Annotated in this window: 20 protein-coding genes, 2 tRNA genes and 1 pseudogene; 13 read left to right on the top strand and 10 right to left on the bottom strand. The window is 69.2% G+C overall.

Annotated features, from left to right (window positions below):
• Window positions 1–2 precede the first annotated feature (2 nt).
• Both L3Q67_RS33345 and L3Q67_RS33340 read left to right on the top strand, forming a co-directional pair.
• Window positions 3–992, top strand: coding sequence for a malate dehydrogenase (locus L3Q67_RS33345; RefSeq protein WP_499185386.1), 990 nt, complete (start codon window positions 3–5; stop codon window positions 990–992).
• A gap of 205 nt (window positions 993–1,197) precedes the next feature.
• Window positions 1,198–1,350 carry a hypothetical protein gene (locus L3Q67_RS33340; protein ID WP_499185385.1) on the top strand — a complete coding sequence of 51 codons (153 nt, stop codon included), beginning with the start codon at window positions 1,198–1,200 and terminating at the stop codon, window positions 1,348–1,350.
• Window positions 1,351–1,399: 49 nt separating this feature from the next.
• Here L3Q67_RS33340 and L3Q67_RS33335 read toward each other — a convergent pair whose 3' ends face one another.
• The 4 genes from L3Q67_RS33335 to L3Q67_RS33320 all read right to left on the bottom strand — a co-directional run bounded on the left by L3Q67_RS33335 (window position 1,400) and on the right by L3Q67_RS33320 (window position 6,130).
• Window positions 1,400–3,451 carry a M3 family metallopeptidase gene (locus L3Q67_RS33335; protein WP_499185384.1) on the bottom strand — a complete coding sequence of 684 codons (2,052 nt, stop codon included), beginning with the start codon at window positions 3,449–3,451 and terminating at the stop codon, window positions 1,400–1,402.
• Window positions 3,448–4,164 carry a histidine phosphatase family protein gene (locus tag L3Q67_RS33330; protein ID WP_209667003.1) on the bottom strand — a complete coding sequence of 239 codons (717 nt, stop codon included), beginning with the start codon at window positions 4,162–4,164 and terminating at the stop codon, window positions 3,448–3,450. Before L3Q67_RS33330 ends, L3Q67_RS33335 begins: the two co-directional genes overlap by 4 nt.
• Window positions 4,165–4,245: 81 nt before the next feature.
• On the bottom strand, window positions 4,246–5,085 hold the full coding sequence (locus L3Q67_RS33325) for an undecaprenyl-diphosphate phosphatase (RefSeq protein WP_209667002.1): 840 nt from the start codon (window positions 5,083–5,085) through the stop codon (window positions 4,246–4,248).
• Window position 5,086: 1 nt separating this feature from the next.
• A complete protein-coding gene (locus L3Q67_RS33320) occupies window positions 5,087–6,130 on the bottom strand; it encodes an LLM class oxidoreductase (protein ID WP_499185383.1) in 1,044 nt (347 codons plus the stop codon).
• An 85-nt stretch (window positions 6,131–6,215) separates the two neighbouring features.
• Between L3Q67_RS33320 and L3Q67_RS33315 the strand changes: the two genes are divergently transcribed.
• The 3 genes from L3Q67_RS33315 to L3Q67_RS33305 all read left to right on the top strand — a co-directional run bounded on the left by L3Q67_RS33315 (window position 6,216) and on the right by L3Q67_RS33305 (window position 8,488).
• Window positions 6,216–7,181, top strand: coding sequence for an aldo/keto reductase (locus tag L3Q67_RS33315; protein WP_499185382.1), 966 nt, complete (start codon window positions 6,216–6,218; stop codon window positions 7,179–7,181).
• 96 nt (window positions 7,182–7,277) lie between these two features.
• Window positions 7,278–8,273, top strand: a complete 996-nt coding sequence (locus tag L3Q67_RS33310) for a YncE family protein (protein ID WP_499185381.1) — start codon at window positions 7,278–7,280, stop codon at window positions 8,271–8,273.
• Window positions 8,270–8,488 carry a DUF5703 family protein gene (locus L3Q67_RS33305; protein ID WP_499185380.1) on the top strand — a complete coding sequence of 73 codons (219 nt, stop codon included), beginning with the start codon at window positions 8,270–8,272 and terminating at the stop codon, window positions 8,486–8,488. Before L3Q67_RS33310 ends, L3Q67_RS33305 begins: the two co-directional genes overlap by 4 nt.
• 272 nt (window positions 8,489–8,760) lie before the next feature.
• On the opposite strand, the gene L3Q67_RS33300 is transcribed toward L3Q67_RS33305, so the two are convergent.
• Both L3Q67_RS33300 and pruA read right to left on the bottom strand, forming a co-directional pair.
• Window positions 8,761–9,687: a proline dehydrogenase family protein gene (locus L3Q67_RS33300; RefSeq protein WP_499185379.1), complete on the bottom strand. Its 927-nt coding sequence runs from the start codon at window positions 9,685–9,687 to the stop codon at window positions 8,761–8,763.
• 3 nt (window positions 9,688–9,690) lie between these two features.
• Window positions 9,691–11,322 (bottom strand): L-glutamate gamma-semialdehyde dehydrogenase, encoded by a 1,632-nt coding sequence (pruA, locus tag L3Q67_RS33295; protein WP_499185378.1) that lies wholly within the window; start codon window positions 11,320–11,322, stop codon window positions 9,691–9,693.
• 89 nt (window positions 11,323–11,411) lie between these two features.
• Here pruA and L3Q67_RS33290 point away from each other — a divergent pair, with 89 nt between their 5' ends.
• The 6 genes from L3Q67_RS33290 to L3Q67_RS33265 all read left to right on the top strand — a co-directional run bounded on the left by L3Q67_RS33290 (window position 11,412) and on the right by L3Q67_RS33265 (window position 17,415).
• Window positions 11,412–12,983, top strand: coding sequence for a PucR family transcriptional regulator (locus tag L3Q67_RS33290; RefSeq protein WP_499185377.1), 1,572 nt, complete (start codon window positions 11,412–11,414; stop codon window positions 12,981–12,983).
• Window positions 12,984–13,052: 69 nt separating this feature from the next.
• Window positions 13,053–14,267, top strand: coding sequence for an SGNH/GDSL hydrolase family protein (locus L3Q67_RS33285; RefSeq protein ID WP_499185376.1), 1,215 nt, complete (start codon window positions 13,053–13,055; stop codon window positions 14,265–14,267).
• 20 nt (window positions 14,268–14,287) lie between these two features.
• Window positions 14,288–14,794, top strand: a complete 507-nt coding sequence (locus L3Q67_RS33280; RefSeq protein WP_499185375.1) for a winged helix-turn-helix transcriptional regulator — start codon at window positions 14,288–14,290, stop codon at window positions 14,792–14,794.
• A 58-nt stretch (window positions 14,795–14,852) separates the two neighbouring features.
• Window positions 14,853–15,356 (top strand): SRPBCC family protein, encoded by a 504-nt coding sequence (locus L3Q67_RS33275; protein WP_499185374.1) that lies wholly within the window; start codon window positions 14,853–14,855, stop codon window positions 15,354–15,356.
• Window positions 15,356–16,399: an LLM class oxidoreductase gene (locus tag L3Q67_RS33270; protein WP_499185373.1), complete on the top strand. Its 1,044-nt coding sequence runs from the start codon at window positions 15,356–15,358 to the stop codon at window positions 16,397–16,399. Before L3Q67_RS33275 ends, L3Q67_RS33270 begins: the two co-directional genes overlap by 1 nt.
• 137 nt (window positions 16,400–16,536) lie before the next feature.
• A complete protein-coding gene (locus tag L3Q67_RS33265; RefSeq protein ID WP_499185372.1) occupies window positions 16,537–17,415 on the top strand; it encodes a Rossmann-fold NAD(P)-binding domain-containing protein in 879 nt (292 codons plus the stop codon).
• Here the strand turns inward: L3Q67_RS33265 and L3Q67_RS33260 are convergent.
• Window positions 17,412–18,734, bottom strand: coding sequence for a M20/M25/M40 family metallo-hydrolase (locus tag L3Q67_RS33260; protein WP_423575213.1), 1,323 nt, complete (start codon window positions 18,732–18,734; stop codon window positions 17,412–17,414). The genes L3Q67_RS33265 and L3Q67_RS33260 overlap by 4 nt on opposite strands.
• 113 nt (window positions 18,735–18,847) lie before the next feature.
• On the opposite strand from L3Q67_RS33260, the gene L3Q67_RS33255 reads away from it, so the two are divergent.
• Window positions 18,848–18,931, top strand: a tRNA-Leu gene (locus L3Q67_RS33255).
• Between the two features lie 31 nt (window positions 18,932–18,962).
• Here the strand turns inward: L3Q67_RS33255 and L3Q67_RS33250 are convergent.
• Window positions 18,963–20,315: a recombinase family protein gene (locus L3Q67_RS33250; RefSeq protein WP_499185371.1), complete on the bottom strand. Its 1,353-nt coding sequence runs from the start codon at window positions 20,313–20,315 to the stop codon at window positions 18,963–18,965.
• A 290-nt stretch (window positions 20,316–20,605) separates the two neighbouring features.
• Window positions 20,606–21,080 (bottom strand): annotated as a pseudogene (locus L3Q67_RS33245) (transposase family protein); the annotation flags it as partial.
• Window positions 21,081–21,380: 300 nt separating this feature from the next.
• Here L3Q67_RS33245 and L3Q67_RS33240 point away from each other — a divergent pair.
• The gene (locus tag L3Q67_RS33240) at window positions 21,381–21,572 is read left to right on the top strand and encodes a hypothetical protein (protein ID WP_499185370.1); all 192 of its coding nucleotides are present in this window, start codon (window positions 21,381–21,383) and stop codon (window positions 21,570–21,572) included.
• Window positions 21,573–21,772: 200 nt separating this feature from the next.
• On the opposite strand, the gene L3Q67_RS33235 is transcribed toward L3Q67_RS33240, so the two are convergent.
• A tRNA-Gln gene (locus L3Q67_RS33235) sits at window positions 21,773–21,846 on the bottom strand.
• Window positions 21,847–22,137 lie beyond the last annotated feature (291 nt).

The following is a 22,137-nucleotide window of genomic DNA, read 5'->3' as shown; positions in this document are numbered from 1 at the left end:
AGATGACCCAAGCCCCTGTCAACGTCACCGTCACCGGCGCGGCCGGCCAGATCGGGTACGCGCTGCTGTTCCGCATCGCCTCCGGTCAGCTGCTCGGCCCGGACACCCCGGTGCGACTGCGGCTGCTGGAAATCCCGCAGGCGGTGAAGGCGGCCGAGGGCACCGCGCTGGAGCTCGAAGACGGCGCGTTCCCGCTGCTCGCCGGCACGGACATCTTCGACGACGCCAAGCAGGCCTTCGCCGGGGCGAACGTGGCGCTGCTGGTCGGCGCCCGCCCGCGCACCAAGGGGATGGAGCGCGGTGACCTGCTCGAGGCCAACGGCGGCATCTTCAAGCCGCAGGGCGAGGCGATCAACGCCGGTGCCGCCGACGACATCAAGGTGCTGGTGGTGGGCAACCCGGCCAACACCAACGCGCTGATCGCCCAGGCGCACGCACCCGACGTCCCGGCCGAGCGCTTCACCGCGATGACCCGCCTCGACCACAACCGCGCGCTGGCGCAGCTGTCGAAGAAGCTGGGCGTACCGGTGTCGGAGATCAAGAAGCTGGCGATCTGGGGCAACCACTCGGCCACCCAGTACCCGGACATCTTCCACGCCGAGGTCGCGGGCAAGAACGCCGCCGAGGCCGTCAACGACCAGGCCTGGCTCGCCGACACCTTCATCCCGACCGTCGCCAAGCGCGGCGCCGCCATCATCGAGGCGCGCGGTGCCTCGTCCGCGGCTTCGGCCGCCTCCGCCGCCATCGACCACGTGCACACCTGGGTCAACGGCACCCCGGAAGGCGACTGGACCTCCGCCGCCGTCGTCTCGGACGGCTCCTACGGCGTGCCGGAGGGCCTGATCTCCTCGTTCCCGGTCACCGCGCGGAACGGCAAGTACGAGATCGTGCAGGGCCTGGACATCGACGAGTTCTCGCGCGCCCGCATCGACGCCTCCGTACAGGAACTCACCGAAGAACGAGACGCCGTCAAAAAGCTCGGCCTCATCTGACCCCTCGATTCCATTGCTCTGAGTGGGGCATTACTTGCATCCATTGCAAGTAATGCCCCACTCATAGCATTCGGGCCCGGCGAACACCTGAGCGCAGGGTACGTGCGTAGGCCGTTGGGGTGAGCCGGTGGCGAATCTGTGACAGAGCAGGGGCAGGTGTCACAGAATGCGGGCGTTGGTTGTCCGATCGCTGAGAGGGGTACGCATGAAGAAGGTCCTGACAGGTTTGCTGCTGGCGGGCATGGTCGCGCTGGGCGGATTCGCGATGAGCGGAGCGGCATCCGCGGCCACCGCCGTCGAACACGGCGGAGGCGACGGCAACGAATGGGTCATCACCCCTGACGGCTGGGAGTGGTAGCCCACCACGAAAAGGTGGCTCCCCCGGGGACCGAGGGAGCCACCTGCGCCTAGGCGCCCGTCAGGCCTCGGCGCTTCAGGAGGGGGTCGATCTCCGGGTCCCGCCCGCGGAAGTTGCGGAAGGCGGTCATCGGGTCGATGCTGCCGCCCCGGCCTAGGAGTTCCCGGCGGAAGTGGTCGCCGTTCTCCCGGGTGAGGCCGCCGTTCTCCCGGAACCACTCCACGCTTTCCGCGTCGAGCACCTCGCTCCAGATGTACGAGTAGTACCCCGCGCTGTACCCGCCGCTGAAGATGTGCGCGAAGTACGAGCTCTGGTACCGCGGCGGCACGGTCGGCAGCGAGACCCCGGCCTTGCGCAGCGCTTCCGCTTCGAAGGCCGCCGCGTCGCTGATCCGGTCGTCGGCCCCGATCGAGTGCCACGCCTGGTCCAGCAGCGAAGCCGCGAGGTACTCCGTGGTCGAGTAGCCCTCGCCGTACTGCTGCGACTCCAGCAGCTTGTCCACCAGGTGCTGCGGCAGCGGTTCACCCGTCCGGTGGTGCTTGGCGTAGTTGGCCAGCACCTCCGGCCACAGCATCCACATCTCGTTGACCTGCGACGGGTACTCCACGAAGTCCCGTGGCACGTTCGGCCCGGAGAACTTCGGGTACCGCACGTCCGAGAGCAGCCCGTGCAGCACGTGCCCGAACTCGTGGAACGCCGTGACCACCTCGTCGAAGGTGAGCAGCGTCGGCTCCCCCTCCGGCGGGCGGATGATGTTCAGGTTGTTCACCACCACGGACCGCTCGTCCCGCAGGCCCGCCTGCTCGACGAAGTTGTTCATCCAGGCGCCGCCGCGCTTGGTGTCCCGCGCGTAGTAGTCGCCGAGGAACAGGCCCAGCCCGGTGCCGTCGGCGTCGAAGACCTCGAAGATCCGCACCTCGGGGTGGTACTTCGGCAGGTCGTGCCGCTCGGTGAAGCTGAGCCCGTACAGCCGCGACGCCGCGTAGAACACGCCGTCGATCAGCACGCGTTCCAGCTCGAAGTACGGCCGCAGCGCGGCTTCGTCGATGTCGAACCGCGCCTTGCGCACCTTCTCCGCGTAGAACGCCCAGTCCCACGCCTCCAGCGAGATCTCGCCGCCCTCGGCGTCGATCTGCTGCTGCAGCTCCAGCGCCTCGGCGTTGGCGTTGGTCACCGCCGCCGGCGCGAGCCGTTCCAGCAGGCCCTGCGCGGCGTCGGCGGTGCGCGCGGTCTCGTCCGAGATCACGTACGCGGCGTGGTTCGGGTAGCCCATCAGCGCCGCACGCTCGGCCCGCAGGTGCGCGATCTTGATGATCAGCTCGGAGTTGTCGTGCTCGTTGCCGCGCTTGCCCCGCGAGACCGACGCGCGGTGCAGCCGCTCCCGCACCGCCCGGTTCTCCAGCGACGCCAGCGCGGGCTGCTGCGTCGGCAAGCTGAGCTTGAGCACATACTTGCCCTCGAGACCCCGTGAGGTCGCGGCTTCCGCGGCCGCCGCGACGGTGTCCGCCGAGAGCCCGGCCAGCTCTTCGGCCGTGTCCACCACGACCGCGAGATCGTTGCCCTCGGCGAGCAGGTTCTCCTGGAACCGCGTGCTCAGCGTGGACAGTTCCTCGTTCAGCGCGCGCAGCCGGTTCTGCTCGGCCTCGCCGAGCGCGGCGCCCGCCCGCACGAAATCGACGTGGTAGCGCTCGAGCAGCCAGGCCGACTCCGGGTCCAGGCCCAGCGAGTCGCGCCGCTCGAACAGCTCGGTGATCCGCGCGAACAGCTTCTTGTTCAGGTGGATCGCGTCCCGGTGGGCCGACAGCTTCGGCGCGATCTCCGCCTGCAGCTGCTGCAGCTCCGGCGTGGTGTCCGAGGAGGTCAGGTTGAAGAACACCATCGAGACCCGGCCGAGCAGCTCGCCGGAGCGCTCCAGCGCGACCACGGTGTTCTCGAAGGTCGGCGGCTCCGGGTTGTCCGCGATCGCCGTCACCTCACCGACCTGCTCGGCGATGCCCGCCTCGAACGCGGGCCGGTAGTGCGCACCGGTGATGCGGTCGAACGGCGGCAGCCGGTAGGGCAGCTCGCTGGGACCGGCGAACGGGTTGTCCGGGGAGATCATGCGCGGCCCTTTCGACCAGTCGAACCCCCGATGACGGCATCGGAGGACTTCTTACCCTTCTTCTTACCCCGCTGCGGCTTCGGCGGCACGAGCCCGCTCAGGTCACCGCCGTTGTCGTTGACCTTCACCACGAACGGCCGCGTCTCGGTGTAGGTGACCACCGAGATCGACCCGGGGTCGACCACGATCCGCTGGAACGAGTCCAGGTGCTGCCCGAGCGCGTCGGCGATCAGCGACTTGAGCACGTCACCGTGGCTGCACAGCAGCCAGACCGCGTGGTCGCCGTGCGCCGCGGTGATCCGCGCGTCGTGCTCGCGGACCGCCTCGACCGCCCTGGCCTGCATCGCGGCCAGGCCTTCCCCGCCGGGGAACACCGCGGCCGAGGGGTGCGCCTGCACCACCCGCCACAGCGGCTCGGAGACCAGGTCCTTGATCGCCCGGCCGGTCCACTCGCCGTAGTCCACTTCGGACAATCGGGCGTCGACCACGCGCTCCAGCTTCTGCGCGGCGGCCAGCGGCGCGACGGTCTGCTTGCAGCGCAGCAGCGGCGAGACCACCAGCCCGGACAGCGGGATGGCGGCCAGGCGCCCGGCCAGTGCTTCGGCCTGCGCCCGGCCGGTTTCGTCGAGTCCGACCTTCGGCGCGCGCCCGGCCAGCACACCCGACCCGTTCGCGGTCGAGCGGCCGTGCCGCAAGAGGATCACAGTGCCCACGGCGCCAGCCTAGGCGCTGTCCGGCGGATCTGGTCGATGGGCTTCGTGATCCAGGTGGTCCTGGACAGCGCCTGGTCGACGTCAGTGGCCGGCCGGGCCCGCATTGGGATCGAGCACGCCGCCGAAGACCAGCCCGAACAGCACGATGCCCAGCACGATCCGGTAGATCACGAACGGCAGGAAGCTGCGCCGCTTGATGTAGCTCATCAGCCAGGCGATCACCACGTAGCCCACGCCGAAGGCGACCAGGGTGGCCAGGATGGTCGGCCCCCACTCGGGGCTGTTCTCCCCGCCCACGTCCTTCAGCTTGAACAGGCCCGAGGTGAACACCGCGGGCAGCGCGAGCAGGAAGGAGTACTCCGCCGCTTCCGGGCGCTGGTAGCCCATCAGCCGTCCGGCGCTGGTGGTGCCGCCCGAGCGCGAGACGCCCGGGATCAGCGCCAGTGCCTGCGCGAAGCCGAAGGCGAGGCCGTGCTTGACCGTCAGGTGGTCCAGCGTCCGCTCGTTCTTGCCGTAGGTGTCGGCCAGCCACAGGATCACGCCGAACACGATCAGCATGGTCGCGGTGATGCGCAGGTCGCGGAACGAGGTGTCGATCTGGTCCTGCAGCAGCAGGCCGAGCACGCCGATCGGCAGCGTGCCGATGATGATCAGCCAGCCGAGCCGGGCGTCCGGGTCGTCACGCCACTCCGGCTTGTAGAGCGAGTAGAACCAGCCGGTGAGGATCCGGCCGATCTTCTTCGCGAAGAAGAGCACCACGGCCAGCTCGGTGCCGATCTGGGTGACCGCGGTGAACGCGGCGCCCGGGTCGTCCCAGCCGGCCAGCGCGGCGGTGACCCGCAGGTGCGCGCTCGAGGAGATCGGGAGGAACTCGGTCAGGCCCTGGACCAGGCCGAGCACCAGTGCTTCGAACCAGCCCACGTCAGTTCCCCGCCATCTCGATGGCCTCGGCGGCGGTGTCCAGCGCGATCCGGCGGGCGTCAGCGTCCCCGTCGTACGGCGCCACGGTGAGCGTGGTCACGCCGACCTCGGCGAAGGCGGCCATCTTCTCGGCGATGCGCTCCTTCGGCCCGAGCAGCGCGGTCGCGTCGAGGAACTCCAGCGGCACCGCGGCCATCGCCCCGGCGTAGTCCTTGGCCAGGTACTTCTCCTGGACCTCGGCCGCCTCGGCCTCGAAGCCCATGCGGCACGCGAGCTGGTTGTAGAAGTTCTTGTCCCGGCTGCCCATGCCACCGATGTAGAGCGCGGCGTAGGAGCGGACCGCGTCGGCGCAGGCGGTCCAGTCGTCGCCGACCACCAGCGGCACGGTCGGCGCGATGTCGAGGTCGGCGAGCGAGCGGCCGGACTTCTCCGCACCGGCCCGCAGGTGCTTCAGGTGCTCCTCGGCGTGGGCCGGGGAGAAGAAGACCGGCAGCCAGCCGTCGGCGATCTCCCCGGTCAGCTCGAGGTTCTTCGGGCCGATCGCGGCGAGGTAGGTCGGGATGTGCTCGCGCACCGGGTGCACGGTCAGCGCGAGCGCCTTGCCCGGGCCGTCCGGCAGCGGCAGCTGGAAGTGCTTCCCGTCGTACCGGACGCGCTCGCGGCGCAGCGCCGCCCGCACGATGTCGACGTACTCCCGGGTCCGGCCCAGCGGCGCGGCGAACCGCACCCCGTGCCAGCCCTCCGACACCTGCGGCCCGGACACGCCGAGGCCGAGGCGGAACCGGCCACCGGACAGCGTGTCCAGGGTGGCGGCGGTCATCGCCGTGGTGGCCGGCGTCCTGGCCGGGATCTGCAGCACCGCGCTGCCGACGTCGATCCGGGAGGTCTGGGCGGCGATCCAGGCCAGCACCGTCGGGGCGTCCGAGCCATAGGCTTCGGCCGCCCAGACGACGGCGTAGCCCAGCTCGTCGGCGTGTTTGGCGAGTGTGAGGTTGGCCGCGTCGTTGCCGGCGCCCCAATATCCGAGGTTCAGTCCCAAGCGCACGGGGCCCGACCCTAAACGGGGGGATGATCACCGCGACACGCGCCTTCGTAAAGGCCGGGAGCGGCTGGTTGGCTAGGCTGCGCGAATGGAGAACCGGCAGCTCGGCGCGTCCGGCCTGAGAGTGTCCAGGATGGGCCTGGGCACCATGTCGTGGGGTACCGGCACGGACGCCGAAGAGGCCGCCAACCAGCTGGTGGCCTTCGTGGACGCGGGTGGCACGCTGGTCGACACCGCCGACATCTACGGCGACGGCGAGAGCGAACGGGTGCTCGGCTCGCTCATCGGTGACCTCGTACCGCGCACCGACATCGTGCTGGCCACCAAGGCGGTCGCCCGCCGCGGGGACGGCCCGTTCGGCGGCGGCGCCTCGCGCGGCGCGCTGCTCACCGCGCTCGACGGCTCGCTGCGCCGGCTCGGCGTGGACCACATCGACCTGTGGCAGTTGCAGGCCTGGGACCCGGCGGTGCCGATCGAGGAAACCCTGTCCACCTTGGAGTTCGCGGTCGCCAGCGGCAAGGTCCGCTACGCCGGGGTGTCCAACTACTCGGGCTGGCAGCTGGCCACCGCGGCCGCGCGGCCGTCCGGCGTGCGCCTGATCTCCACGCAGATGGAGTACTCCCTGCTGCAGCGCGGGATCGAGCGCGAGGTGCTGCCCGCCGCGCAGCACCACGGCATCGGCATCCTGCCCTGGGCCCCGCTCGGCCGCGGTGTGCTGACCGGCAAGTACCGCACCGGCACCCCGGCCGACTCCCGTGGCGCCTCCCCCACCTTCGCCGGTTACGTGGAGCAACACCGCACCGATCGGGCCGCCCGGATCGTGCAGGCCGTGGTGACCGCCGCCGACGGCCTGGGCACCTCGCCGCTGGCCGTGGCGCTGGCCTGGGTGCGGGACCGGCCGGGCGTGGTGGCGCCGGTGGTCGGCGCGCGCGACACCGGCCAGCTGACCGGTTCGCTGATCGCCGAGGAGATCACCCTGCCGCCGGCGATCCGGTCCGCGCTCGACGACGTCAGCTCGATCGAGACCGGTTACCCGGAGCGATGGCCGCGCTGAGGCGGCCGAGGTGTCTGTTAGGTGACAGACACGTGACGTGACGTGGTTCTTACGGGATGCTGGACTTTGTCGGACTCATAGTCGGGAGGATTCGGATTGCGCCGGTTGCTTGTCGCTTCGCCCCTGGTGGTCGCGCTGGTGTTGAGCGGCTGCACCACGGGGAGCGACCAGTCCGACGACCTGCAGCTGGTGGCGAACCCGGTCGCCGCGACCGCGCTGCCCTCCCCCGCCCGTGCCACCGAACCGGCCGGGCGGGTCCTGCCTTCGCCGCCGGTGGGCACGACGGCCGTGGTCGGCGGGGTGCTCGCGGTGGCGCTGGCCGAACCGCCCTCGCTCCAGCTCTACGACCTGGCGGATCTGACCAAGGCACCACGCGCGGTGAGCCTGCCCGCGCCCGCCGAACAGCTCACCCCCGCGGGTGACCGGCTGCTCGCCAGCCTTCCCGGCGCGAGCGCCCTCGCCAGGGTGAACCCGGCCGACGGCACGGTCACCACGGTGCCGGTCGCCGGTCAGCCCGCCGCCGCCGATGCCCGAGGCGCGCAGACACTGGTCGCCGTGCGTGATCGCAAGGCGGTCGAGGTGCTCGACGGCGACCGCGTGAGCAAGACCATCACCGGCCAGCTCTACAGCGCCGACAAGGTGCTCGCCGCGGGCGACGCCACCGTGGTGCTCGACCGGCTGCGCACCGCGTTGTTCGAAGTGGACCTCGCGGCGGGCACGGTCGAGGAAGGCCTGCGCGCCGGTGACGGCGCCACGAACGCGGTGACCGACCGCTACGGCCGGGTCCTGGTCACCGACTCGCGGGCGAGCTCACTGCTGGCGTTCTCGTCCGGTCCCCTGCTGCTGCGGCAGCGCTACCCGGTGCCGGGCGGGCTCTACGGCATCGCCTACGACGCCCAGCGCGATCTCGCCTGGGTAACGCTCACCGAGCGCAACGAGGTCGCCGCGTTCGACGTCGGCGGCGGCGAGCCGGTGGAGAAGTTCCGCTTTCCCGCCGTCCGCCAGCCCAATTCGGTGTCAGTGGACCCGGCGAGCGCGGCGGTGGTCGTCGGCTCGGCCGTGGGAGAAGGGATCCAGGTGATCGAACCGTGACCGAGGCGGTGGTCGAAGGGGACTGGGAGTATCGCCGGCTGCAACTGCCACCCGGCGTGTCGCGGCTCTCCGCGGCGATCCAGCTCTCACTCCAGGCAGAATTCTCCGGCTGGGAACTGTCCAACGTCCGCCTCTACGCCGACGGCACCCGCCGAGTCTGGCTACGCCGACGACGCTCCCTCGCCACCGCCGGCGTCCCAGGCCCCAGCCTCTAACTCGCCCCCGTATCCCCCGTGGCAGTGCCGTGAATGTGGCTTTCACGGCACATTCCGCCGTGAAAGCCACATTCACGGCACCCCTGCCACCACACCAAAACCGCCGCCCGGACACCCACCGGGAGCAATCGCCCAGCCCCCCACCCCACCCCGGTCCACAGCCAAAAACACGGCGAAGACCCCGACGTCAAGGCATCTTTCCCGCCTTGACACCGGGGTCTTCGCCGTAGTCACAATCAAAAACCGGGGCGGAAAACCACGTCCGAAACCCCCTACCCCCGCGACGCAAACGACCGCAAAAAGAACGCCACATTCGCGGGCCGTTCCGCCAGCCTCCGCATGAAGTACGGGTACCACTCGGTCCCGTAAGGCACATAAGCACGCAGCCGCATCCCGCGCCCCGCCAGCTCGCGCTGCGCTTCCGGCCGCACCCCGTAGAGCATCTGGAACTCGAAGTCCTCTGCCGACCGGTCGTGCTGCATGGCCAGCCACTCCGCGATGTCCACCAGCCGCGGGTCGTGCGTGGCCACCATCGGGTAGCCCTCCCCCGCCATCAGCACCTTGAGGCACCGCACGTACGAAGCGTCCACTTCGGACTTGTCCCGGTAGGCGACCGAGGCTGGCTCGTCGTAGGCGCCCTTGCACAGCCGGATCCGCGACCCCGGACCGGCGAACTCGCGGCAGTCGGCCTCGGTGCGCTTGAGGTAGGCCTGCAGCACGGTCCCGGTCCGCGGGAAGTCCACGCGCAGCTCCCGCACGATCGACAGGGTCGAGTCCGTGGTGGTGTGGTCCTCCATGTCGACGGTCACCGTGGTGCCCACGGCGGCCGCGGCGGCGCAGATCTGCCGGGTGTTCTCCAGCGCGATCTTGTCGCCGTCCACCGGCAGCGCCTGCCCCAGCGCGGACAGCTTCACCGACAACTCGGCCCGCTCGGCCAGGCCCTGCTCGCCGAGCGTGCGCAGCAGCGCGCGGTAGGCCTCGACGGTCCGCTCGGCCTGGGCCCGATCGGTGGTGTCCTCGCCGAGGTGGTCGAGCGAGACGAGCCGGTCCTCGGTCAGCCGCCGCACGTTCGCGATGGCCTGGTCGAGTTCGTCACCGGCGACGAACCGGTCGACGATCGGGCGCATCACCGGCGTGCGTTCGGCGACCGTGCGGAACGACGAGGAGCGGGAGGCGGCGATCAACGCGGAACGAAGCACGGCTCAGTCCTCCAGTTGGTGCGGGTAACCCACCGAGGTCGGCGGCACGAAGGTTTCCTTGATCGTGCGCGGGCTGATCCAGCGCTGCAGGTTGTAGATCGAGCCCGCCTTGTCGTTGGTGCCCGACGCCCGGCCGCCGCCGAAGGGCTGCTGCCCGACGACCGCGCCGGTGGGCTTGTCGTTGACGTAGAAGTTGCCCGCGGCGAACCGCAGCGCCTCCGAGGCCTTGACCACCGCGTTGCGGTCGTTCGCGATGATCGAGCCGGTCAGCCCGTAGGCCGCGCCCTGGTCGACCTGCTTGAGCACGGTCTCGAAGTCGCTGTCCTCGTAGACGTGCACCGCCAGGAACGGGCCGAAGTACTCGGTGCTGAACACCTCGTGCGTCGGGTCCTCGCCGACCACGACGGTCGGGCGGACGAAGAAGCCCTCGCTGTCGTCGGCGGTGCCACCGGCGACGACCTGCAGCGAGTCCGACTCGTGCGCCAGCTTCAGTGCGCCGGCCAGCCGGTCGTAGGCGCGCCGGTCGATCACCGCGCCGAGGAAGTTGGACAGGTCGGTGACCGGGCCCATCTTCAGCGCGTCCACTTCGGACACCAGGTCGTCACGCAGCCGGTTCCACACCGAGCGCGGCACGAACGCACGCGAAGCCGCCGAGCACTTCTGGCCCTGGAACTCGAAGGCGCCGCGGACCAGCGCGGTGCGCAGCACGTCCACGTCGGCCGACGGGTGGGCGAGCACGAAGTCCTTGCCGCCGGTCTCACCGACCAGGCGCGGGTAGGTGCGGTAGCCGGAGATGTTGGCGCCGACGGTCGACCACAGGTGCTGGAAGGTCCGGGTGGAGCCGGTGAAGTGGATGCCGGCCAGCGCCGGGTCGGCCAGTGCGACGTCGGAGACGGCCAGCCCGTCGCCGGTGACCAGGTTGATCACGCCCGGCGGCAGCCCGGCCTCTTCGAGCAGGCGCAGGGTCAGGTGCGCGGCCAGGCCCTGCGTCGGCGACGGCTTCCAGACCACGGTGTTGCCCATCAGCGCGGGCGCGGTGGGCAGGTTGCCGGCGATCGCGGTGAAGTTGAACGGGGTGATGGCGTAGACGAAGCCCTCGAGCGGGCGGTAGTCCAGCCGGTTCCACACCCCCGGCGAGCTGACCGGCTGCTCGGCCTGCAGCTGCCTGCCGAAGTGGACGTTGAACCGCCAGAAGTCGGCCAGCTCGCAGGCGGAGTCGATCTCGGCCTGCACCGCGGTCTTCGACTGGCCGAGCATGGTGGCCGCGTTGAGCGTGTCGCGCCACGGGCCGGACAGCAGGTCGGCGGCACGCAACAGCACGGCGGCGCGCTCGTCGAAGGGCAGCGCGCGCCAGTCCTCGGTGGCGCGGAGCGCGGCGGCGACGGCGGCCTTCGCGTCGGCGTGCGTGGCGTTGGCGGTGGTGCCGAGCACGTGGGCGTGCTTGTGCGGCTGCACCACGTCGATGCGCTCACCGCTGGCCATCCGCTGCTCACCGTCGATCGTCGAGGTCAGCTCGAACTGGCTGGCTTCCAGTTCGGCGAGCTTGGCGACGAGGGACTTCCGCTCGGGCGAGCCGGGGGCGTACTCGCGAACGGGTTCGTTGCGGGGTGCGGGCGGCTGGGTGATCGCGTCCATAGCCGCCAACGGTAGGTCCGAGGCGGCGGCCTGGGATTGTCCGAGCGGCTAAGCTTGCCCGTGTTTCTCTGTTCGATCGGACAAGCCTGATGACCGACGGTCCTTCGCTGCGCCAGCTCGTCTCCGCCATCGGCGAACCCCTGGTCCAGCTGCGCGCCGGGCCGGGTGATCTGCCCGTGCACGGTCTGGCCATCCTCGATCCGGACGACGATCCCGGCGCCTACCGCGGTGAGCTGGTGCTGCTCATCGGCGCCCGCGGCCGGGACGCGGTGCGCTACCTGCGCGCGGCGGCCCGCCGGGGTGCCGCGGCGGTGGCGGTGAAGTCCGAAGAACCCGACACCGCCCAGCTCGAAGCCGCCGCGGACGACGCCGGGATCGGCCTGCTGGTGGTCCAGCCGCGGGCGCGGTGGGACCAGCTCGCCGCCCTCGTCCGCGAACTGCTCGACAGCGCGGCGCTGACCGCCGGACTGCGGGACGACGAGTCCGACCGGGACCTGTTCTCCCTGGCCCAGACCGTCGCGGCGCTGACCGGCGGCATCGTCAGCATCGAGGACGCCACCTACCGGCTCCTCGCCTATTCGCGGTCGGATGACGAGGTCGACGAACTGCGGCGGTTGACCATCCTCGGCTGGAAGGGACCGGAACGCTACCTCGAACTGCTCCGCGAATGGGGCGTCTACCAGCGGCTGCGTTCCGGCGAAGAGGTCGTCGACCTGGAGGAGCGGCCCGAACTGGGCATCCGGCGGCGGCTCGCGGTCGGTATCCGGGCCGGGAGCCAGCACCTCGGGGCGATCTGGGTGCAGCAGGGTGCGCAGCCGTTCGCCGAGCAGGCCGAGAGCGCGCTGCTCGGTGCCGCGCGCATGGCCGCGTTGAGCATGCTGACCCAGCGCGGGCTGCCGGGGGTGCGCTCGCGGAACGAGCTGATCACCGGCCTGCTCGACGGCCGGGTCAGCGCCGACCTGGTGGCCGGGCAGCTCGGCCTGGACCCGGCCGCACCCTCGGTGGTGCTCGCCTTCGCCGCCCGCACCATCGAGCCGGACCTGCCGGAGCACGAACTGCACCTGGCCGAACTGGCGCGCGTGGTGTCCGTGCACCTGACCGCGCATCGGCGTGGCGCGCTGGTCGGGTCGATCGGCGGCCGCGTGTACGCGGTGCTCCCGGCGACCACCGCCGCGGCCGGGCTCGCCGAGCGCGTCGTCGATGTCCTCAAGCGGCGCACGGCGCTGACCGTCCAAGCCGGAATCGGCAGCACAGCACCCTCGCTGCGCGCGGTGGTGACCTCGCGCGCAGAGGCCGACAGGGTGCTCGACGCGGTCAGCCGCACGCCGGACCGGGCGGTCGGCACCATTGGCGACCTCCGCGCCGAGGTCCTGCTCGGCGAGACGCTTTCCTTGCTGGAGGCCCATTCCGAGCTGCACGATCCGGCCGTGGCGTCCCTTGTGGAGCACGACGCCGAGCACGGGACCGAACTGGCGGGCTCGCTACTGGCCTATCTGGACGCACTCGGCGACGTCCGCGCGGCGGCGGAAAGGCTGCATGTGCACCCGAACACCTTGCGCCACCGCGTCCGCCGCGCGAGCACGATCGGCGGCATCGACCTGGACGACCCGGCACATCGGGTGGTGTGCCACCTGAACCTGTTGCTCGCCACCAGGTTCTGACCGCGGTTGTCCGCCCAGTCACCTGAACGGCGGTCGCTGCACCCGGTACGGGGACTGGAAGGTGGGCACATGCGGCGAATCCTGGCTGCCGGGGCGATCGTGGTCGCGGCCCTCGGCGTGGTGACGGCATCGAGCAACGCCCAGAGCCCCGGACTCCCCGGGAACTGGGTCGGCTCCTGGGCCGCCTCCCCCGCGGCCGGGGTGCCCGGCACCGAGGGCGGCTACCCGAACTACTCGATCCGCAACCTGGTCCACACCAGTGTCGGCGGTGCTTCGGTGCGCGTCCGGCTGTCCAACGCCTTCGGCACCAAACCGTTGACGCTGGGCAAGGTGACCGTGGCCGTCGCCGCCGAACCCAACTCACCGAAGGCCGTTCCGGGCTCGATGCGCAAGCTGACCTTCGGCGGGACGGAGTCGACCGTCGTGCCGGCGGGTGCCGAGGTGCTCAGCGATCCGGCGCTGCTGCGGGTCCCGCAGGACGGCGACCTGCTGGTCACCACGTTCACCCCGACGCCGTCCGGCCCGGTCACCTACCACCCGGCCGCGCTGCAGACCTCGTTCTTCACCAAGGCCGGCGACCTGGCCGCCGAGGAGTCCGGCGCCTCGTTCACCGAACGGACCTCGGTCTGGCACTACGTTTCCGGCGTCGACGTGCAGGGCCCGGCTCGCGGCTCGGTGGTCACGCTGGGCGATTCGATCACCGACGGCGTCGGCGGCACCGCGGGCACGAACCAGCGCTGGCCGGACTTCCTCAGCGACCGGCTGATCGCCGCCGGGCGCCCGCTCGGCGTGCTCAACGCGGGCATCAGCGCGAACCGCCTGCTGCTCGACGTGCCCGGCTCGGGTGCGGGCCGCAACGCGCTGGCACGCCTGGACGAAGACGTGCTGAGCCTCGGCGGGGTCAAGACGCTGGTGGTGCTCGAAGGCATCAACGACATCCAGCAGACACCGCACCAGACGGATCCGGCGCAGATCATCGCGGCCTACCGGCAGCTCATCGCCCAGGCACACGCGCGCGGCATCCGCGTCATCGGCGGCACGCTGACCCCGTTCAAGGGCTGGCAGGTCTACAACGAAACGCTCGAAGCGACGCGCCTGGCGGTGAACGAGTTCGTCCGGCACGGCGGTGCCTTCGACGGCGTGATCGACTTCGACGCCGCCGTCCGGGATCCGCAGGACCCGCTGCGGATGCTGCCCGCCTACGACTGCGGCGACCACCTGCACCCCAACGACGCCGGCTTCAAGGCCATGGCCGACGCCGTGGACCTCGCCCTCCTGCGCTGACCGGTGCCTATGCTCAGGCCATGAAGCGGACCTCTTTCGCCAGGTGGCCGTGCTCGATCGCACGCACCATGGACCTGTTCGGCGACCAGTGGAGCCCGCTGGTGCTGCGCGAGAGCTTCTACGGCATCCGCCGGTTCGACGAGTTCCAGCAGGAACTGGGCATCCCCAGGAACACGCTCGCCGACCGGCTCAAGCGGCTGGTCGACGAAGGCCTGCTGGAGAAGCGCGCGTACCAGGACGAGCCGGTCCGCTACGACTACGTGCTCACCGAGATGGGCCGCGACTTCTTCGACGTGCTGGCGGTGATGTCGCGCTGGGGCGACCGGTGGCTGTCCGGTCCGGAGGGCCCGCCGGTCCGGATGCACCACGTCGACTGCGGCCAGGACACCCACGCGGAGGTGGTGTGCGCGGCCTGCGGTGAACCACTCGACCCGACCGGCATCCGCATGCGGACCGGCCCCGGTTATCCCGAGGGCCTCAAGGACCGGCCCGACGTCCGGCGGCGCTTCGACGACTTGACAGGGTAAGTCCAATTACGAAACTGTAGTGCTCAGAGCTGGTTCCCCAGAGCTGAGGAGTGCAGACGTGGAGTGGACGGGCGCGCGGTACGCGGACACGCCGACCATCGAGCAGCGGATCCGGATCGAGGCGCCGCCCCAGCGGGTGTGGGAGCTGGTCTCCGACATCGGTCTGCTGCCCTCGCTCAGCGCCGAACTGCAGGCGGTCGAATGGCTGGACGACGGCGGTCCCACGCTCGGCGCCCGATTCCGCGGTCGCAACAAGCACCCGTCGTTCGGTGAATGGGAGACCACTTCGTACGTGGTCGGGTACGAGCCGGAACGCACGTTCGCGTGGGCGGTCCAGGACCCGAAGACACCGTCGGCGAGCTGGCGGTTCAGCCTCGAAGCCCAGGACGGCGGCACCGAGCTGAGCCAGTGGATGCAGATGGGGCCGGGCCCGTCCGGGCTGTCGTTCGCCATCGAAAGCATGCCGGACAAGGAGCAGAAGATCGTGTTCGTGCGGTTGCGCGAACTGGAGAACGCGATCCTCGCCAACCTCGAGGCGATCAAGAAGCTGGCCGAAGGCTGATGCGGACCGCGACGACGATCGAGGCCTCGGGCGGGTCGTGGCCGGAGACCGTCGATTTCGTGGTGGAAGCCGAAAAGCTGGGTCTCGACATCTGCTGGGTCGCCGAAGCCTGGGGCTCCGACGCACCCTCTCCCCTGGGCTTCCTGGCGGCGCGTACCGAGCGGATCCAGCTCGGCTCGGGCATCATCCAGCTCGGCACGCGCACGCCGACCGCCATCGCGCAGGCCGCGATCACCCTGTCGAACATGTCGGACGGGCGGTTCCTGCTGGGCCTCGGCCCGTCGGGCCCGCAGGTCATCGAAGGGCTGCACGGGGTCCCGTTCGCCCGCCCGCTCACCCGGATGCGGGAGACCGTCGAAATCGTGCGTGCCGCGTTCACCGGTGAGAAGCTGCGCCACTCCGGCTCGGCATTCACGATCCCGCTGCCCGGCGAGGCCCGCCCGATGCGCCTTTCCGTCAAAGCCGAGCACCCCATCCCCATTCATTTGGCCACCCTTTCCCCGCGCATGCTTCGCCTCACCGGGGAAATAGCCGATGGCTGGCTCGGCACCAGCTTCGTGCCCGAAGGCGCCGCCGAGGCCTACTTCCGCCACCTCGACGAGGGCTTGGCCTCAGCCGGGCGCACCCGCGCGGATCTCGAGGTGTGCCAAGGCGCCGAGGTCGCGTTCGCGGCGGACGAGGATGAACTCCGGCAGATGATCGCCGGTCGCAAAAAGGAACTGGCCTTCAGCCTCGGCGGCATGGGATCCGCCGGCAGCAATTTCTACAACGACGCCTACAGCAGGCAAGGCTGGGCGGAAGTCGCCGCGGAAGTGCGGTCACGCTGGCTTTCCGGCGACCGCGATGGCGCTGCCGCGTTGGTCACCGACGAAATGGTGCTGGGGACCACGCTGATCGGCACCGAGGAAATGGTGCGTGCGCGACTGGCGGTGTGGCGTGATGCCGGGGTCGACACCGTCCGGCTGTATCCCGCAGGCGACACCCTCGGCGCCCGGCTCGACACCTTGGGACGAGCGTTGGAGCTGGTCAACGAGTTGACTTGAGCAGGATCAGGCGATCCTCCGTTCGCCCGAACGACCTGGCCGTTTGATCCTTTCATGAAGCCACCGCCCACCTGAGATCAGCGATACGCGGCAATTGTGGTCAATATCTGACCACAACCCCCGCTACGGTCCGGGTCATGACCATCACCACCGATCGGAAAATCGTCGTCACCACCCCCACCGGACAGGTCGGCTCGCGAGTCGTGCGACTGCTGGTGCAGGCAGGCGTGCGACCGACCCTGCTCCTGAGGGACAGCGGCAAGCTCGACCCGGAAACGCGCGCGCGAGTCGACGTCGTCGAAGGCGATCAAGGCGACGCCGAGTACGTCGTCCGCGCGACGCGGAACGCGGACGTCCTCTTCTGGGTGAATCCGCCGGCGCCCAGCGGTGACCCCGTCGCCCACTACACCCGCCTGGGCGCCAACGCGGCGCTCGCCGTGCAGGAGAACGGCATCGCGCACACCGTGTTCCAGAGCAGCGTCGGCGCGGAAAAACGGCACGGCGCAGGCGAGATCGACGGCTTGGCGCGCACCGAGGAACAGCTGGACGCCACCGGCGCCGCGGTGACGCACCTGCGTTGCGGCTACTTCTTCAGCAACCTGCTCATGGACACCGAATCGCTGCGCGAAGGCGTCCTACGCACGCCCTGGCCTCTCGACCACGCTCTTGCCTGGGTCGACCCGCGTGACATCGGCGATGTGGCCGCCGCCAAACTGCTCGCCGCGAACTGGCAGGGCACGCAGGTGCAAGCCGTGCACGGCCCAGCCGACCTCACCTTCGCCCAGGTCGCCGGGATTCTCGGGGACGTGCTGGGCCACGAGGTGAAGCCCGAGCACGTCCCCGACGACGAGTTCCGCTCGATGCTGCGGTCCGCGGGCTTGCCGGAAGCCCAGGTCGACGGCATCGCCGGGATGTCCGCCGGCCTGAGCGACGGCTTCGTCGCCGAGGACGAGCGCAGTGTGGTCACCACGACGCCGACCACACTGGCCGCCTGGGCCCAGCAGTACCTGCGTTAGGACGCGCGCAGGAAGCGGTCCAGCACCCGGGTGCCGAACTTGAGCGCCTCCACCGGCACGCGCTCGTCGACCCCGTGGAAGAGGGCGGAGAAGTCCAGGTCGGCGGGCAACTGCAGGGGCGCGAAGCCGAAGTTGCGGATGCCGAGCTGCTGGAACGCCTTCGCGTCGGTGCCGCCGGAGAGCATGTACGGCAGCGTCCGGGCGCCGGGGTCCTCGGCGAGCACCGCGGCGGTCATCGCGTCGACCAGCGCGCCGTCGAAGGTGGTCTCGACCGGCGGGAGTTCCATCCACTCCTTCTCGATGTCCGGGCCGAGGATCTCGTCGAGCTCGCGGTTGAACGCCTCGATGCGGCCGGGCAGGATGCGGCAGTCGACCGCGGCTTCGGCCACCGACGGGATCACGTTGGACTTGTAGCCGGCGGTGAGCATGGTCGGGTTGGCGGTGTCGCGGAGCGTGGCGCCGATCATCCGGGAGATGTTGCCGAGCTTCGCGACCGCGCCCTCGATGTCGTCGTCGGGGAAGTCCCAGCCGGTGATCTCGGTGACCCCGTCGAGGAACTCCCGCACCGAGGGGCTCATGACCAGCGGGAAGCGGTGGTTGCCGAGCCGGGCGACGGCCTCGGCGAGCTTGGTGACGGCGTTGTCGCGGTGGATCATCGAGCCGTGGCCCGCGGTGCCGCGGACCCGCAGCTTCATCCAGCGGATGCCCTTCTCGGCGGTCTCGATGAGGTAGGCGCGGACGTTGTCCTTGAGGGTGATGGAGAAGCCGCCGACCTCGCTGATCGCCTCGGTGGCGCCTTCGAACAGGTCGGGCCGGTGGTCGACCAGCCACTGGGCGCCGTACTTGCCGCCCGCTTCCTCGTCGGCGACGAAGGCGAAGATCAGGTCGCGGGGCGGGACGATCCCGTTGCGCTTGTAGTGGCGCGCCAGCGCGAGCGTCATGCCGACCATGTCCTTCATGTCGACCGCGCCGCGGCCCCAGACGTAGTCGTCCTGGATGGCGCCGGAGAACGGGTGCACCGACCACTCGGCGGCGTCGGCGGGCACCACGTCCAGGTGACCGTGCACGAGCAACGCCCCGCGGCTGGGATCGGCGCCGGCGAGCCGGGTGATCACGTTGTGCCGGTTCTTGCCGCCGGACTCGACGTACTCGATCTCGTAGCCGACCTCGGTCAGCTTCTCGGCCACGTACTCCGCAGCTTCCCTCTCGCCGACGAGGGTCTCGGGATCACCGGTGTTCGTGGAGTCGATGCGCAGAAGCTCGCTGGTCAGCACCACAGCTTCGTCGGCGGCTGTATCGATCAGGCTCGGTTCGGTCACCCCGCGTTTCTACCACCCGCCGAGCCAGATGATCTTGCCAGCAGCCCCCTCGCCCCAGACCCGGCCCCCCGGTTAACGGCCTCTGGCGCATCGAGTAATCTGTTCCTCAGCAAGTCCGAGTGGCGGAATGGCAGACGCGCTAGCTTGAGGTGCTAGTGCCCTTAACGGGCGTGGGGGTTCAAGTCCCCCCTCGGACACATCATTGCCCCACGGGCGATCGAGTCACGATCAGCTGTGGGGCAATTCTGTTTGCTGAACTTCTGCGGATCGTAGCGTCAGTGTCGCGGCGTCGCACTTGATCGTCAGCTTCTGTGTGCGCAAGTATCCGACAACATCGCCGGTTCGGCTGCCTTGTGGGAGCAGGTGCGTGGCGATCCGTTCGAGAAGATCGGTTTCCCGTAGATAGAGGTTCTTCACGCCCGTCGCTGGCCGGGGTTGGGCGCTCGAGCGCCCGTGTCGGCAGCGATAGCCAGGGCGACCGTTCACCCAATGTGAGTCCATCCGGCGTCCGCAGGACCCGCACTGCACCAGCCCCGACAGCTGGTAGACGCGTCTCGTGCCGTCGGACGCCGTCCGAGTGACCCGGACAGCCTGAACGGCGACGAAATCCCGCTCGCTGACCAGCGCTGGATGAGAAGGTCCGGCTGCGATGGTCAACTCGCCACGCGGTGCTTCCGGGTCCTGCAGAATACGGCCCGGGACGCGGTCCCAGACTTCTCGACCAGTGTATCGCGGATTTCGGAGGATCTCGACGATCGTGCGGAGTGACCACGTCCGGCCGGAACGGTGCCGGTTGCGGCCCGGATCCGCTGCGGACGGGCACGGCACGCCTCGCTCGTTCAGCTCGCGAGCGATACTCGCAGCGCTGCGGCCGGCAAGTCGCTTGGCGAAGATCCATTTCACATGCGGGGCTGTCACCGGGTCCGGATCTAGTCGCTGGAGTCGGCGCCCCCAGGCGGCGTGCGTCCGGTTCGGATGCGGTCCCGCATCGACCAGGCGGTACCCGTACGGTGGCCGCCCTCCCAGGTAGCGGCCCTGCATGCGTACCTGGGCGCGCATCGCCGCCAACGTCCGATGTCGGGCGCGTAGCACCTCCCGCTGCGATTGTGCGCCGAGCACGGTCATGAGCATCCGGTGCAGGGGACTGCCGGCCTCGACTGGTCCGCCGGCCTCCGGGAGCCAGACCTGCACACCGTATCGGGTGAGTGTCGGGGTCAGCTGTTCGAACTGGTTCGCGGCGAAGGCGCGTTCGTACTCTCCGACCACGATCGCATCGAACCCGCGATCCGGATCAGGAAGAGCCGCCAGCAACGCTGCTGCCTCCGGCCGGTCGCGCCACGGCAACCGCCGTGAACACCCGGCATCGAAATACTCCGCCACGATCACTCCGCGCCTGGCGATCAAGGTTTCGGCTGCCTCGCGTTGCCACGCGGCGGAACTCACCGGATCCTGGTGTTCAACCGTCGACGTCCGACCGTAGAACGCGAACCTGACCGCGCCGCGGGCTCGCCGCTGTGGACGGTGAGCAATCCTTTGGCGTGCGCCCTGAACCCAGGCACTGAGAAGATCAAGAGTTTCCATACTTGCCACCCTCGCGTCGCCGGCTGTCACGGGTGCGACGCGAGAACCGTTGACGCGTGACACACCACGGCAAGCGATCACCCGGCAAGACCAACGACCCCGCCACAACGTGCTGGTAACCCGGAGCCGCGACTATCCGGCTGAACGCCGCGTGGTTCAGGTGCTGCACAATCACGGCGTCCCAGGCCTGGTCCTCCAGGCGACAAGTGACGTCGACCCGACGCCGCGTAGAGCACTTTCGTGCCTTAACGAGGTAGGAACCTCTCCAGGGCCGCTTCGGTGTGCCAGCTGTCGTTGCGGCTGCCCGGCCGCGGGTCACCGGTGGCGATCACCAGCCGGGTCTCGGCATCGATCGCGACCTGCACGTTGGTCGAATACCGGTAGTTCTTCGACGGGGTCGCCGACCGGTGATCCCGGGTCGGGACAGGGTGCCGTCCGCGATCGCCACGGAGTCGACCCGGCGTTTACGGACTGGCGCCAGCGCCAGCAGCGGCCCGACCGTGTCGATCACCCGGTGCGCGGCGGAATGCGACACTCCGAACAGCGGCCCGATCTGGCGCATCGTCAGGTTCGTCCGCCAGTAGGTCGCGACCAGCAACACCCGGTCGGCCAGCGGCAACGCCCACTGCCGGCCCGGACGCCCGTCCGCGATCTCGTCTCCGCCCCGCTTCGCGACCAGCCGCACCAGCTTGCGGAACTGACCCGGTCCAGTCCAGTGAACGGGGCAATCCACTCCGGCCGCGACGCTGTGATCACCTGAACCACACCAACATGATCAACTATCAGCCCGACGAGTCGCCCACCGGGTTACGAGACATCCTCTTAGACGAAGCGCCGCGGATAGACGAGGTATCGGTACAAGTTGCGGAGGTTGTGAAGAAATCACCTACTCCATCATCTCGATCGCTGTAACGGCCCGACAGCGCAAGACGATTGATAATCGTCAACGTCTTACACGAGGACTCCCCGGCAGTAGAGACGAAAGGTGCTGTGCGTTCAGGGTGACAGCGAACAAATCTGTCCAACGCATTAGAGTGAAAGTGTCCCGGAGAGGGAGTTGAACAAATGGGAAGATATGACAAGCAGATTGAACGTTCGAAGCAGATGCTGGCCGAGGCTCAGAAAAAGTATGACGAAGCCGTTATTAAATTGGCTGACGCCAGTCCTGGCGTGAGAGAAACGGTTCTGGGAACGTACAGTAGGCAGATCGAGGAGGCGAAGAGCATGATCGCCACCTTCGAGGGGGCGAACGACTAGTACCATGAGAACGGCTGTATAGTACGGCGGGTTCGGTTCGGGCAGTGCTAGTTCTTTGCTCGCGCCACCGCTGCAATTCCAGGAATCAACATGGGCTTGAATGTCAGATAGTATCACCGGCCCGGAAGGGAGGACTTGAACCCTCAAACTCCTGGGCCAAAACCAGGGTGACTTTACCAATTTTTCTAATCCCGAATAAATGGCTGCCTCGCTTGGACTCGAACCAAGACTTCTCGCTCCAGGGGCGAGCGCCCTACCGTTAGACTACAAGGCATTCCTGCTAGCTATTATAGCAGGAAATATATAATTCTTTAACCGCTCCTACCGGGGAGGGCGCCATGTATCTTCCGAGGAGTTGTCCCGCTTCAGGGTTGGGTGCCGATCCTTCAGCTTTTGAATCTGGCCCTGGGCGTTTGCGATTGTCTTCAGCGCGGTATCCTTGTCGTGCTGCTGAGGGTACCTCTTCCATTTGTCGATATGCTCACGAATAGCCCTTCGGTGCCCTTCGACTTGATCTCGGGCTCGCGCGGTGTTGTCAGCCATGCTCTAGCCTTTCATTTGGGTA

Source organism: Saccharothrix sp. AJ9571 (assembly GCF_021725495.1).
Classification (GTDB): domain Bacteria; phylum Actinomycetota; class Actinomycetes; order Mycobacteriales; family Pseudonocardiaceae; genus Amycolatopsis; species Amycolatopsis magusensis.
The sequence above is the reverse complement of the archived record's forward strand: the minus strand, read 5'-3'. Positions and strand labels throughout refer to the sequence as shown.